13 protein-coding genes and 1 riboswitch are annotated in these 13,527 nt (G+C 38.2%); of the genes, 5 read left to right on the top strand and 8 right to left on the bottom strand.

The window, feature by feature from the left end; genetic code table 11:
• The first annotated feature begins 97 nt into the window (after nt 1-97).
• The 5 genes from AN959_RS21945 (at nt 98) to AN959_RS03325 (ending at nt 7,180) form a co-directional block, all read left to right on the top strand.
• Nucleotides 98-1,840, top strand: a complete 1,743-nt coding sequence (locus tag AN959_RS21945; protein WP_172794305.1) for an ABC transporter ATP-binding protein — start codon at nt 98-100, stop codon at nt 1,838-1,840.
• Between the two features lie 109 nt (nt 1,841-1,949).
• A riboswitch (SAM riboswitch) is annotated at nt 1,950-2,056 on the top strand.
• Nucleotides 2,057-2,544: 488 nt separating this feature from the next.
• Complete coding sequence (locus tag AN959_RS03305; RefSeq protein WP_056828240.1) at nt 2,545-3,666, top strand: methionine biosynthesis PLP-dependent protein; 1,122 nt, start codon at nt 2,545-2,547, stop codon at nt 3,664-3,666.
• Complete coding sequence (gene metC, locus AN959_RS03310; RefSeq protein ID WP_056828242.1) at nt 3,663-4,850, top strand: cystathionine beta-lyase; 1,188 nt, start codon at nt 3,663-3,665, stop codon at nt 4,848-4,850. Before AN959_RS03305 ends, metC begins: the two co-directional genes overlap by 4 nt.
• Before the next feature lies 1 nt (nt 4,851).
• The gene (locus AN959_RS03315; protein WP_056828243.1) at nt 4,852-5,958 is read left to right on the top strand and encodes a 5-methyltetrahydropteroyltriglutamate--homocysteine S-methyltransferase; all 1,107 of its coding nucleotides are present in this window, start codon (nt 4,852-4,854) and stop codon (nt 5,956-5,958) included.
• Nucleotides 5,959-6,871: 913 nt separating this feature from the next.
• Nucleotides 6,872-7,180: a hypothetical protein gene (locus tag AN959_RS03325; RefSeq protein ID WP_053590648.1), complete on the top strand. Its 309-nt coding sequence runs from the start codon at nt 6,872-6,874 to the stop codon at nt 7,178-7,180.
• Between the two features lie 32 nt (nt 7,181-7,212).
• On the opposite strand, the gene AN959_RS03330 is transcribed toward AN959_RS03325, so the two are convergent.
• From AN959_RS03330 to AN959_RS03365, 8 genes are all read right to left on the bottom strand, one after another.
• Nucleotides 7,213-7,560: a DUF3147 family protein gene (locus tag AN959_RS03330; protein ID WP_053590649.1), complete on the bottom strand. Its 348-nt coding sequence runs from the start codon at nt 7,558-7,560 to the stop codon at nt 7,213-7,215.
• Complete coding sequence (locus tag AN959_RS03335; protein ID WP_056828247.1) at nt 7,551-7,967, bottom strand: MarR family winged helix-turn-helix transcriptional regulator; 417 nt, start codon at nt 7,965-7,967, stop codon at nt 7,551-7,553. The genes AN959_RS03330 and AN959_RS03335 overlap by 10 nt, the downstream gene beginning before the upstream one ends.
• A 113-nt stretch (nt 7,968-8,080) precedes the next feature.
• Nucleotides 8,081-8,689 carry a flavin reductase family protein gene (locus AN959_RS03340; RefSeq protein ID WP_056828249.1) on the bottom strand — a complete coding sequence of 203 codons (609 nt, stop codon included), beginning with the start codon at nt 8,687-8,689 and terminating at the stop codon, nt 8,081-8,083.
• Nucleotides 8,690-8,706: 17 nt separating this feature from the next.
• A complete protein-coding gene (locus tag AN959_RS03345) occupies nt 8,707-9,642 on the bottom strand; it encodes a ring-cleaving dioxygenase (RefSeq protein WP_056828251.1) in 936 nt (311 codons plus the stop codon).
• A gap of 23 nt (nt 9,643-9,665) precedes the next feature.
• A complete protein-coding gene (locus tag AN959_RS03350; protein ID WP_053590652.1) occupies nt 9,666-10,097 on the bottom strand; it encodes a MarR family winged helix-turn-helix transcriptional regulator in 432 nt (143 codons plus the stop codon).
• Nucleotides 10,098-10,233: 136 nt separating this feature from the next.
• Nucleotides 10,234-11,382, bottom strand: a complete 1,149-nt coding sequence (locus AN959_RS03355) for an acyl-CoA dehydrogenase family protein (RefSeq protein WP_056828252.1) — start codon at nt 11,380-11,382, stop codon at nt 10,234-10,236.
• Between the two features lie 12 nt (nt 11,383-11,394).
• The gene (locus AN959_RS03360) at nt 11,395-12,546 is read right to left on the bottom strand and encodes a thiolase family protein (protein WP_056828261.1); all 1,152 of its coding nucleotides are present in this window, start codon (nt 12,544-12,546) and stop codon (nt 11,395-11,397) included.
• 44 nt (nt 12,547-12,590) lie between these two features.
• Nucleotides 12,591-13,361 carry a 3-hydroxyacyl-CoA dehydrogenase gene (locus tag AN959_RS03365; protein WP_056828263.1) on the bottom strand — a complete coding sequence of 257 codons (771 nt, stop codon included), beginning with the start codon at nt 13,359-13,361 and terminating at the stop codon, nt 12,591-12,593.
• Between the last annotated feature and the right edge of the window lie 166 nt (nt 13,362-13,527).

The following is a 13,527-nucleotide window of genomic DNA, read 5'->3' on the forward strand; positions in this document are numbered from 1 at the left end:
TATTGTATAAATCCAAGTGGTATAGTATAGTATAGATTCGAACTTTTATTAAGTCAATGGATTTTAATTAATTACATATAGAATTAGGAAGGTGTTTATGTTGGAGACGGTTTTAAAAGTAAAAGATCTACATATCTCGTTTCTAACCAGCGACAAAGAATTTGAAGCTGTACGAGGTGTCAGTTTTGACGTGAAGAAAGGAGAAACTTTAGGTATTGTTGGAGAATCTGGTAGCGGAAAAAGTGTTACTGCCCGTTCCATTATGAGACTTCTTCCCTCACCTCCCTCCTTGTTGAAAAACGGAGAAATTGAGTTCCTCGGTGAAAATCTGGTAAATAAATCAGAAAAAGAAATGGAAAGTATTCGTGGAAGAGATATTAGTATGATTTTCCAAGATCCTATGACCTCTCTAAACCCTACTATCCGAATTGGAAAGCAAATCGCTGAAAGCTTAATTAAACATCAAAAGTTATCTAAAAAGGAAGCATACAAGCAAGCAGTTGAACTACTTAAACTTGTAGGCATTAAAAATAGTGAAGAACGTTTTAATCAATATCCACATGAATTTTCTGGGGGAATGCGTCAACGTGTCATGATTGCAATTGCACTTGCATGTCGACCTACTTTACTAATTGCAGATGAACCGACTACAGCACTAGATGTAACGATTCAAGCACAAATATTAAATCTGATGAAAGATATGCAGACACGTTTTGGAACATCCATTATTTTGATCACCCATGATTTAGGAGTTGTCGCAGGTATGTGTGACAGGGTTGCAGTGATGAAGGATGGGGAAATTGTTGAAACTGGAACAACAGAAGAGATCTTTGAAAACCCTCAACATGCTTATACCAAAAGATTGCTCCATGCCCTTCCTCGTCTGGATCAAAAGAAAAAACCTAAACGTCCCCCTCTTCGCTCCATTGGAATAGAAGAAGGAAAACCATTACTCGATGTTAGGTCTCTTAAACAACATTTCAATACTGGAAAAGGCAATGTATTAAAAGCAGTCGATGATATCAGCTTTTTCATAAAACCGGGAGAAACGTTAGGCTTAGTTGGAGAATCTGGATCAGGAAAGTCTACAACCGGTAGAGCTGTTTTAAGACTTCACGAGCCGACAGATGGAGACATATTATATCAAGGTATAGCCATTAACAGATTAAACAAAAATGAATTGAAAACAATGCGACGTCATATGCAAATGATCTTTCAAGATCCCTATTCGTCTTTAAACCCACGCTTTAAAGTCCTTGATATTATAGGGCAAGCATTAGATATTCATCAGTTGAGTAAAAATAATGAGGAAAGAAAAAATAGAGTAGAAGAATTGCTTGTAATGGTTGGATTAAAACCAGAGCATGCAATGCGGTATCCACATGAGTTTTCAGGTGGGCAGCGACAAAGAATAGGAATTGCTCGAGCACTTGCAGTAGAACCTGACTTTATTGTTTGTGATGAACCATTATCCGCATTAGATGTTTCTATCCAAGCACAAATTGTTGAATTACTTGAGGACCTTCAACATCGGTTGGGGCTTACCTATCTCTTTATCGCCCACGATTTATCGATGGTCAAGCATATTAGTGATAGAGTCGCAGTTATGTATGCAGGAAAAATTGTCGAGCTTGCAGAAAGTGAAGAATTGTACTCTAACCCATTGCACCCATACACAAAATCATTATTAGCAGCAATTCCAATTCCAGATCCTAAAATTGAAGCAAAGAAAAAACGATCCCTAATGGAAGAAAATCGGGAAATAGATCGATACCAATTATCACAATCAGAATTAGTAGAAGTCTCCAAAGAACATTGGGTTGCTATACCGAAAAATTAAGCACCTCCTATTGTACTATTTAGAAATACACATAAAAAAAGACCTTGTATAAAAATTCATCCCGTGATAAACTTACCTAAATTAATTTTTTGAAAATTTTATATTTTATTTCTTATCAAGAGAGACGGAGGGATTGGCCCGAAGATGTCTCAGCAACCAGCCGAATAAAGGTGTGGTGCTAATTCCAATAGACGTTCTACGTCTTGAAGATAAGAAGACTAACTTCAGTATTTTATTGAGGATTCTCTTCTTATTAGAGAATCCTCTTTTTTTATTTTTGGCAGACTCCAGCGCACTGCCCCTCGAGGTTATATGTGAAATAGTTGCTCCTGCGCAAAGCTCGTCGCAGAAGGAACCTTGCTCCTGCGCAAAGCTCGTCGCAGAAGGAACCTTGCTCCTGCGCAAAGCTCATCGCAGAAGGACCTTGCTCCTGCGCAAAGCTCGTCGCAGAGGAACCTTGCTCCTGCGCAAAGCTCGTCGCAGAAGAACCTTGCTCCTGCTTAAACTCGTCACAAACACAGACGGCAAAAACTTTTGTGGTGGCTGAAAAGCTGCCTCCTAGGTCTTCTGGGCTCGGAGATGAGGGTCATGCATCCTTTACTACAGGATGAGGTGAACTTAAGATGCATTCTTTTCACATTTGCTTGTTGGGGCAAACATAGGCGCTAGCGCATTTATAATTTAATAGTAAAGGATGAATAATGATGTCTAAAAAGAGTATAGAAACTCAGCTAGTACAATTAGGGAACCATAGTGATTCGAAGACAGGAGCTGTAAATCCACCAATCTATTTATCTACCGCTTACAAGCATGCCGGACTTGGTCAATCAACTGGTTATGACTATACACGTACAAAAAACCCGACAAGAGCTATATTAGAAGAAGGCATCGCGAAGCTAGAAGCTGGAAAAGCGGGATTTGCCTGTAGTTCTGGTATGGCTGCAATTCAATTGGTATTATCTCTATTTAAATCAGGAGATGAACTGATTGCCCCAGAGGATCTTTATGGCGGGACTTATCGCTTATTTAATCAGTACGCAGATTCCTACAATATACGCACATCCTATTCAAAGTTTGAAACTGTTCAAGAAGTAGAAGCCCTCATTACTAAAAACACAAAAGCAATCTTTATAGAAACGCCTACTAACCCGTTAATGCAAGAAATCGACATAGAGCAATATGCGACATTAGCTAAAAAGCATCATTTATTATTAATCGTGGATAATACATTCTTAACCCCTTACTTACAGCGCCCAATTGAACTTGGTGCCGATATTGTTATTCACAGCGGCACAAAATACATTGGCGGCCATAACGATGTTCTTGCTGGTCTCGTTGTTTCTAAAGGCACCGATATAGGTGAAAAATTACTAATAAATCATAATGCAGCAGGTGCAGTGCTTTCTCCATTTGATTCATGGTTATTAATAAGGGGGTTAAAAACACTTCACTTACGTATGAAACAGCATGATGCAAATGCAAAAAAGATTGCTGAATTCTTACAAACCGAATCTGCAGTAAAGGATGTTTTATATTCTGGAAAAGGCGGAATGCTTTCTTTCCGCTTACAAAAAAGTGAATGGATTAATCCCTTTCTTGAAAACCTCCAATTAATCGTTTTTGCAGAAAGCCTTGGAGGAGTGGAAAGTTTTATCACCTATCCCGCAACTCAAACACACGCGGAAATTCCAGAAGAAGAACGTACAGCACGTGGTGTAGATAACAGCCTATTACGCTTCTCTGTCGGTGTTGAAGAGGCAGAGGACTTAATAAAAGACTTGAAACAAGTTTTTGCATTATTGGAAAGTGAGGTGTCCGTAAAATGAGTGGCTATAAAGAGTCGTTAGAAACGAGTATTGTAGTGGCATCAACTCGTGGGCATGGAGAACGAAAAACTGGTGCTGTCAATGTCCCGATTTATCTGTCCTCTACCTTCCATCAAGCGAGCTTTGATGAATTTGGTCCATATGATTATAGCCGTTCTGGAAATCCAACGAGAGATGCTTTAGAAAAAACGATTGCTGAACTAGAAGGTGGTACTCGAGGTTTAGCATTCGCCTCCGGACTTGCTGCAATCTCTTCCGCATTCATGCTCCTATCCGCAGGTGATCATATTGTTATTACAGAAGATGTCTATGGAGGGACATTTCGTTTTGTAACCGAGGTATTGCCTCGTATTGGAATTAAGCATACTTTCGTTGATTTTACGGATTTAGAATCCGTTGCTTCAGCGATTCGCTCCAATACAAAATTGATTTATATAGAAACACCATCCAATCCATGTCTAGGTATAACGGATATTAATCGAATCGTGGAGCTCGCTAAAGCAAACAATTGCCTAACCTTTTTAGATAATACATTTATGACACCACTTTACCAACGTCCACTCGACCTTGGAGTAGATGTAGTTTTACATAGCGCTACTAAATTTTTATCAGGACACAGTGATATAATTGCAGGTCTAGCTGTTACAAAAGATGAGGAACTTGGAAAACGATTAGCATTCCTTCAAAATTCATTCGGTGCGATTTTAGGTGCCCAAGATTCATTTTCACTTATTCAAGGAATTAAAACGTTGAGCGTTCGATTTGAAAAATCAGCAGATTCAGCCCAACAGATTGCTGCCTATTTAAACAATCATTCTTTAGTAGAAGAAGTTTATTATCCAGGGTTAACATCCCATCCAGGATATGAAATTCATGCACAGCAAACAACAAGCCCTGGGGCAGTCCTCTCCTTCCGTTTACCTACGCAAGCAATAGCAAAAGCATTTGTTGAAAGTGTTCAGATTCCTGTTTTCGCTGTAAGTCTTGGCGGAGTGGAATCTATTCTTTCCCACCCTGCCCAGATGTCCCATGCCGCTATGCCGAAAGCGGAACGGGAAAAACGAGGAATCACTGATGGATTACTCCGATTCTCAGTTGGTTTAGAAAATGTAGATGATTTAATAGCAGACTTCGACCAAGCACTTCTAGTAGCTGCAAAACTAATAGAGAAAGTTGGAATTTAACATGACAAATCAATTAGTACTTAAAGCGCCTTTTAAAGCAGATCACGTTGGAAGTTTTTTACGTCCAGAACGTTTAAAACAAGCTCGTTTACAATATGAAAATAAGGAAATTACTGCAGATCAATTAAAACAGATCGAAAACGAAGAGATTATAAAACTAGTAGAAAAACAAAAAGAGGCAGGGTTAAAATCCATTACAGATGGTGAGTTTCGTCGTAAATGGTGGCATTTTGACTTTCTAGGAGGCCTTGATGGAGTAAAGTTCTATGAAACAGATAAAGGACTCTCCTTTAAAGGAGTACAAACTAGAGCACACGGTATTAAAGTAACAGGTAAGATCGGTTTTAGCACTCATTATATGATTGATCACTTCAAGTTTCTAAAAAGTATTGCTGGAGACTCCGTTGTTAAGTTTACTATCCCGAGCCCAAATATGCTTTACTATAGAGCAACAATTGAAGAAGGCGTATATAGCAGTGACGAGGATTTATTCAATGATTTAATCGCTGCATATCAAGACGTAATTCAGGCATTATATGATGAGGGCTGTCGATATCTACAAATCGATGATACATCTTGGGCAACCTCTTTTTCTGAGGAAGGCATTGCTTCTTTAAAAGAACGCGGTTTAGATTTGGAGCATGCTCTTCAACTTTCTGCACGCGCCATCAACGAATCCATCGCAAAAAGACCTGATGATATGCTCGTAACTATGCATATTTGTCGTGGTAATTTCCGTTCTACATATATTACGAGCGGAAGCTATGAGTTGGTTTCGGAAACGATTTTTGGTGGACTAAATGTAGACGGTCTTTTCTTAGAATTTGACGATGAGCGCTCTGGAAGCTTTGAACCACTTCGTCATGTGAACCGTTCTGATTTATATATCGTACTTGGTTTAATTACTTCCAAACATGGTGCTTTAGAAGACTCGGACCAAATAAAAGCAAGAATTGCAGAAGCAACAAAATATGTGCCTCTAGAACAGTTATGCTTAAGTCCACAATGCGGCTTCTCTTCTACGGAGGAAGGAAACATTCTTACAGAAGAAGAACAATGGGAAAAAATCCGCCATGTCGTTCAAATCGCAGAAGACGTTTGGAAATAAAATATGTTGGTAAAGTGTGGATAAGAGCAACCAAATAAGATATAAAGCGACTAGTTTATTCAATAGACCGACCATTTCCCCCCAAAAAAGAGTTAACTTCATAAATTAACATAAAAAGTGTGTGATTTTAATTTTGATCGCACACTTTAGACTGGGGACAAACTCGAATATCTTCGTGTTTGAACTACAGTCTTTTTTCTTACAATAAATATAGATAAACTATTTAGTTGAGTTTCACTACGGGCGGACGCTTTCCGCGGGCGGTCCGTGAGCCTCCTCGTCGCAAGCTCCTTCGGGGTCTCACTTGGACACGCTGTTCCCGCTGGAGTCGCCGTCCTCCGTTTCAATCAACATATGGCTTCCTATTTTTCAAATAGTAAAAGCAAGTTCACTTTGTGTGAATACTGAAGGCTACCATTAATTTTGAATATTTTTTTCCCACAAAAAAATATTTAGAGATATTATTTCTTTCGGATTGAAGACAAAAGGCAGTTAGCTTCATTAAGTTAATATTGTGTCATATTTTCAATTACCTCAATATTATTCTTCCTGAGTATATACAAATAATAACGTAGCATTTTATCGGTTTGGAGAAGCGTCCGCTCGACTCCTGCGGGAAAAGCGAGACAGACGAGACCCTGCAGGAGCGTAGCGACGAAGCGGCTCGGCGCTCGCCCGCGGTAAGCGAGCGGTAAGCTTCGGAAAATCTAAACTATCCAATATAATAAATTCGAGTTTGGCTATAGTCTGAAGTGTGTGATTTTATTTTGATCGCACACTTTTCTCTTGCTCCAAGTTGTGGAGAACTTGTTGATATCTTTAATCGTGCTGTATGATTTTGTTTTCCTAATGTTTTATTAATTACTTCATGGGTAAATAAATTATACGTTATTAATTGAAGGAGGAATATTATATGACCAATCATCTATATGAACACTCAACAGACGACATCGTAAAAGAAACAGGAGAATACACTTGCGAAGCTGGTATTACGAAAACATTATATAAGGGCGATAAATTTCCTTCTTGCCCAGAATCGGAAATTTCGACCTATTGGAAGCATTCGGAAAGTCATTATCATAATTCTGGAGATAAGGTAACGGAATCCGGTAAATATGTAGATGAAGACGGAGATGAATTAGAATTAGAAGCAGGAGCAACATTCCCAAATTGCCCTAAAGCTGGAACACCTACTAAATGGAAACACGCAGGAAATCTATAAAATTGTGGCTGGCGCTTTGCCAGCCTTTCTAATTAGAGCAATCCTTTGACAAAATCAATCGTAACGTCTTGTACAAATAAAAACAAAAGCCATCCACAAATCCCTAATCCGATAGACACGAATAAATGAAGAGAATTTTGTAAGGAGATATAAACAATTAACAACATCACTGCGGTAGCAGGAAATCCCCAAAGAACTCCTAATGCAAACTTACTTAACACAGTAGTTTGTTCACCTTGTACATATAACCATATAATACTTAAAAGGCTAACTAAAGGAAGCGCAGCAATTATTCCGCCATAGGTCGGAAACCTTCTCGAAACTTCTGTTACAATCCCTATTAAAATAGCAGAAATCATTATTTTCACAATTACATACATTTATTCGCACCCTTACTTAATATTTCTAACGCTTTCTCAATCATCATTCTTTCTTGGTTCGATAGCTGCTCTAGTACTATTTTTAATTTTTCCTCATCCAAATTCGTATTTCGATGTAACACGCTTTTGCCTAGCTCAGTTAAAGTTAAACTTACTTTCCTTTGATCCTCGGCGCTCTTTTCTTTTTTAATATATTTTTTCTCCAATAATCTCTTTACATGTTCTGATGCTGTATTAGGCGAAATTTGTAAAAAAATAGCTACATCATTCACGCCAACAAATTGTTTTTTTTCTATAAGCTGAAGTATACGTACTGCCTGATGGGAGATTTTATCCTCATGTGGATAATGTAAATAAAAATAAATATCTGTCCAATATTGATTTAGCCTCGTTATTTGCTCGGTCACCTTTGTATCCTCCCTTAAATAATACTTATTTATATCGTAACATACGATATAAATAAAGAGCAAAAAAACCTCCGAATACCGACATTCGGTCTTCGGAGGTAATCTTATCTATCTTATTTTGGTCTTTCTATCGAAAATACTTCACCAATTTTTGCGTAGTTAGAACCTGCTAAACGGCTAACCGCTCCAAGTGTTTGATGATTAATTCTCCCGTCTTCGTAAATAGATTCATCTATATGAAAATGAACTATTTTTCCTATAATGAGATCCGTTCCAATAGAATGACCATCACCCAACTCAATAATTTGCTCTAAAGTGCATTCAAACCTAACTTTCGCTTCTTTGATTCCTGGAGTACCGATTATTTCACTTGATGCCAAGGTTAACCCAGCTTTTTTGATTTCACTTTCATTCGGAGGCAGCGAGACAGCAGTTATATTAATCTTTTCTACATTTTCTTCATCCACAATGTGGACAACAAACTCATTTCTTTCTAAAATGTTTCGTGCGGTATCTTTTCGTTCTCCATTTTTCCGCTGAATCGCAAGGGAAATCATTGGCGGATTAGACGAAACAATATTGAAAAAACTAAAGGGTGCACCGTTTATCGTTCCATCTTTCGCCAAACTGGTTACAAATGCAATCGGTCTAGGAATTATACTACCGATTACCAATTTATAATTTTCTCTTTCTGTACTTTTTTTCGGATCAAAGGAAAGCAAAGGGATTCCTCCTCAAATTAGTCAAAGTTTCTTATTTTGATTGGAATTAACTCATTGTTCAATCGTTCTCGATACTTTTCATATTGATAAGGTAGCATTAAATTCTCGCCCATAGTTTCAAGCGATTCATCATGAGCAAATCCTGGAGGATCCGTTGCAATTTCAAATAAAATCTCTCCATGCTCTCTGAAATAGATTGCATTAAAGTAGTTTCTATCTTTTACTTCGGTTACTCCATATCCATGATTGCCTACATATTGCTGCCAATCTAGTTGATCTTTATCATCTTCAGCTCTCCAAGCAATATGATGAACTGTGCCTACACCCATTTGCCCACGGCCTCTAGATGTCGTTTTTAAATCGATCACATTCCCGATTTCACCAATTGATTTGAAACGAATTAAATCACCTTCTTCTGCAATTTTCTCAAGGCCCATCACTTCTTCTAGAGTTTTTGCAGTTTTTTCTGGTTGTGATGAAAACAATATTGCTCCACCAAAACCTTTAATTGCTACTTCAGCGGTGATATCACCAAAAGTCCAATTGTTAGCTTCACCATCTTCTCTTTCCACTAGTTCTAACCGGAGGCCATGTGGGTCCTCCAATGTAATATAAGTTTCTCCAAAGCGTGATTCCTTATTAAAAAGAACACCTAATTTTTCCAATCTTTTTTCCCAAAAAGGCATTGCCCCAACTGGTATCACATAAGATGTCACACCAACTTGTCCATCCCCAATTTTCCCTTGATACGCGCCGACCCATGGAAAAAATGTAATAATAGTCCCTGGTTTTCCTCCACCATTTCCGAAGTATAAATGATATGTTCCTGGGTCATCGAAATTAATTGTTTTCTTCACTAACCGTAGTCCTAAAACCCCTCCATAAAAATCGACATTTTCCTGTGGATGTCCTACAATTGCCGTAATATGGTGTATTCCTGCTGTTTTTTTCATTTTACAATTTCCTCTCTTATTATTTAGTGACTGTTGTTATTCTTTCCAACTTTTTTTAATAAATCGATCAATACAACTTTTTCTTCTTTCGTTATTCCTGAAAAGATTTCTTCAATTACGGATACATGCTTTGGAAAGATCTCATCCATAAATTGTTTACCAGCTTCCGTAATTTGAATATAGACAACACGACGGTCTTCTTTACAATTTAATCGCTCTAATAAACCCTTTGTTTCTAATTTATCGATTACGTAAGTGATGGAACCCGAATTAATAAGCACTGAATCTGAAATTTGTCGTACCGTTTGTTTTCCTTTATTATATAGGGCTTCTAACACGGTGAATTCAGATGTATGCATTTCATAGCTACTAATGTCTTTTTTCGTCCGATCTTGCACAGATTTAGATGCTTTCATCAAAACAACAAACGATTTTAACGATAAATTCTCCCCCATATCGTTTCCTCCATTCCACTTTATTTTGAATTCGTTTATCTTGAATTAAAGATATTATATGCCTTTTTTATTTTGATGTCAAACAATAAGGAACCTCATTCCCCTGTCCTTTAGACAATGAAATAAGGTCTAATTTTTATAACCCTAAATTTTTTGCAATGATTACCTTCATAATTTCGTTAGTACCAGCGTAAATAGAGGCGACTGGTATATCACGATATCTTCTTGCTATTTTGTATTCTTCCATATAGCCATAGCCTCCATGTAATTGCATGCACTCTACGGAAATTTCACGAGCCGTTTCAGTCAACCAATACTTAGCCATTGACACCTTTGTCACGACGTCTTTTCCTGCAAGATGGTCCTCAATTAGTGACTCTAGGAATGATTTCCCTAGCTCTATTTTTGTCGCCATCTCCGCTAGTTTAAATTGTGTATTTTGAAAGGATGACACAGCCTTACTAAATGCTTTACGAGATTTCACATATTCCATAGTTATTTCCAACATATCCTCGGAAGCAATTTGTGCAGCAATAGCGACTACTAGCCTTTCTTGTTGTAGTTTTTCCATCAAATAACTAAAGCCATGCCCTTCTTCTCCAATTAAATTACCAATTGGTACTCGACAATCCTCGAAATATAATTCGGCAGTGTCTTGTGCGTGAAGTCCTACTTTATCGAGTTTTCGACCTTTTGTAAAACCGGGAGTTCCTTCTTCTACCATGAGCAGACTTATACCTTTATGTTTTGGTTCTGCTTTAGGATTTGTTTTAACAACAACCAAAAATAAACTTCCGTTAATACCATTTGTGATAAACGTCTTTTGACCATTCAACACATAGTGCTCATCATCCAAAATAGCAGTCGTTTGAACATTAGCTAGGTCAGATCCGGTTCCTGGCTCGGTCATTGCGATGGCTGTAATCGAATCACCTGATATACAATTGGGGAGCCAACGCTGCTTTTGTTCCTTTGATCCAAAAGACTCAATATATGGAACGACGATATCATTATGTAGACCGACTCCTACTAAACTAGTTCCAACTCTCTCTAACTCCTCAGAAATAATTACACTATAACTAAAATCTAGCCCTAGTCCTCCAAATTCCTCTTCCACTTGGGGGCAGAGAAATCCCATCTCTCCTAGCCTCTTCCAAAAAGAAATAGGAATCGCTTTTTGTTTCTCCCAAGTATCGTAAAAGGGGACAGCTTCTTTTTGAAGGAACTTCCGAAGCGATTGACGAAATATTTCATGGTCTTCCGTTTCAAAACGATATCTTGCCAATTTCAATCCCCCTTATTCTATCCGTTCAATAATAGTTGCATTGGCCATTCCCATTCCTTCACAAATGGCTAGAAGCCCATAACGACCACCAGTACGTTCTAATCTATGCAAAATAGTTACTAAAAGCTTCGTTCCAGTTGCTCCCAATGGATGTCCGAGTGCGATTGCTCCTCCATCTGGGTTTAATTTTTTTGGATCCGCCCCTGTCTCTTTCAACCAAACAAGTGGAACTTGGGCAAATGCCTCATTTACCTCATATGTGTCAATGTCGCCAATCGTCAGTCCAGCTTTTAACAAAACTTTTTTAGTAGCTTCAATTGGACCCGTTAGCATTAGCGTAGGATCTGATCCTGTTACACTTCTAGCAACAATGCGTGCTTTTGGTCTTAGGCTGAGTTGGTTTGCCCTTTCTTGAGACATAAGTAAAACAGCAGAAGCACCATCACTCATTTGACTCGCATTCCCTGCAGTAATTACGCCTTCCTCATCAAATACCGTTTTTAATTGATTTAGTACTTCTGGCGTTGAACCATCCCTTGGCCCTTCATCAATATCAACTATTTTGACGCTACCATCTTCTTGAAGTATTTCAATCGGCACAATTTCTTTTTTAAAGTGACCATTCTTAATTGCTTCTAATGCTTTTTTATGACTATCAGAAGAATATTGATCCAGCTCATTCCGTGTTAAATTCCACTTCTTTACCATTCTTTCTGAAGATAATCCTTGATTGATAATTTCATATTTTTCGGTTAGTTTAGAACTCGGTTTAGTATCTCCAATATTTGAAAACATAGGCTCCCGCGTCATACTTTCTACGCCTCCAGCAATCACAATGTCCATATCACCAGATGCGATTGCTTGTGAAGCAAAATGAACCGCTTGCTGACTGGAGCCGCATTGTCTATCGATTGTTACACCCGGCACTTGAATTGGAAATCCTGCAATCAACGCTGCAGTTCTTGCAATATTACCACCTTGTTCTCCTGATTGGGTGACACATCCTAAGATTACATCCTCCACTTCCGCCTTATCTAAACCTATACGTGTTACAAGCTCATCTAGAACAACTGCTGCAAGTTCGTCCGATCTATAATTAGCATAAACCCCTTTTCTACGCCCTACCGCTGTTCGGATCCCATCTACTATCACGACTTCCCTCATTATTCTGTCCACCCCTCTTTGTAAGTAACCTTCCAAACTAGTACTTATCTCGGTGACATTCTAATCCCACCATCAAGACGAATCACCTCACCATTAATATACTCATTTTCGATGATGAACTTCACTAGTGATGCATACTCATCTGGTCGTCCTAACCGTTTTGGAAACTCGACCATCGACTCTAATTTTTCCACTACTTTATCTGGTAAAGACGCTGCCATTGGTGTGCGGAATAATCCTGGAGCAATCGTGTTTATTCTTATTCCATAAGAAGACAAATCACGTGCAATAGGTAATGTCATTCCAGCTACTCCTGCCTTACTTGCACCATAAGCCGCTTGCCCCATTTGACCATCAAAAGCTGCAACAGATGCAGTATTAATAATGATTCCACGTTCTCCCCCATCAGTTAGAGGCTCGTTTTTAGTCATTTCTGCAGCAGCTAGCCTTAAAACATTAAAAGTACCTATTAAGTTAATATCAATTACTTGCTTAAAATTTTCTAGAGGCATTGCACCTGACCGCCCAATTGTTTTTTGTGGCGTTCCAACCCCCGCACAATTAATACAAATGTGAATAGATCCGTGTCGTTCGATTGTTTGTTGAATGGCTGACTGCACTGATTCTGGATCGGACACATTTACAATGAAATAAAATACGTTTTGGCCCAGCTCATCACATACTTTTTTTGCATTGATTTCATTTATATCAAATATTACAACCTTTGCTCCTTGCTCTACTAAACTTGTAACTGTTCCTAGCCCTAAACCAGATGCACCACCAGTTACGACCGCTATTTTCCCTTTAATATTCATATTCATCACCCCAGAAAATTTTTTATAAGACGGATATTCCTAATTAAAAGCTTGTAAGTAAACTATAACTCTTTTTATATAATATTTCTAATTNAAGATGCAACTTAGAGCGTACCAAGCGGCTGGAAGGGCACGAATGCCAGTCTTGATAAGAAATAAAGTAGAA

Origin of the sequence: Psychrobacillus sp. FJAT-21963 (genome assembly GCF_001420585.1) — a bacterium.
Lineage (GTDB): Bacteria > Bacillota > Bacilli > Bacillales_A > Planococcaceae > Psychrobacillus.

Coding starts and splice junctions, on each gene's coding strand:
- AN959_RS21945 (WP_172794305.1), top strand. CDS start 98: ATGTTGGAGACGGTTTTAAAAGTAAAAGATCTACATATCTCGTTTCTA.
- AN959_RS03305 (WP_056828240.1), top strand. CDS start 2,545: ATGTCTAAAAAGAGTATAGAAACTCAGCTAGTACAATTAGGGAACCAT.
- metC (WP_056828242.1), top strand. CDS start 3,663: ATGAGTGGCTATAAAGAGTCGTTAGAAACGAGTATTGTAGTGGCATCA.
- AN959_RS03315 (WP_056828243.1), top strand. CDS start 4,852: ATGACAAATCAATTAGTACTTAAAGCGCCTTTTAAAGCAGATCACGTT.
- AN959_RS03325 (WP_053590648.1), top strand. CDS start 6,872: ATGACCAATCATCTATATGAACACTCAACAGACGACATCGTAAAAGAA.
- AN959_RS03330 (WP_053590649.1), bottom strand. CDS start 7,560: ATGTATGTAATTGTGAAAATAATGATTTCTGCTATTTTAATAGGGATT.
- AN959_RS03345 (WP_056828251.1), bottom strand. CDS start 9,642: ATGAAAAAAACAGCAGGAATACACCATATTACGGCAATTGTAGGACAT.
- AN959_RS03350 (WP_053590652.1), bottom strand. CDS start 10,097: ATGGGGGAGAATTTATCGTTAAAATCGTTTGTTGTTTTGATGAAAGCA.
- AN959_RS03360 (WP_056828261.1), bottom strand. CDS start 12,546: ATGAGGGAAGTCGTGATAGTAGATGGGATCCGAACAGCGGTAGGGCGT.
- AN959_RS03365 (WP_056828263.1), bottom strand. CDS start 13,361: ATGAATATTAAAGGGAAAATAGCGGTCGTAACTGGTGGTGCATCTGGT.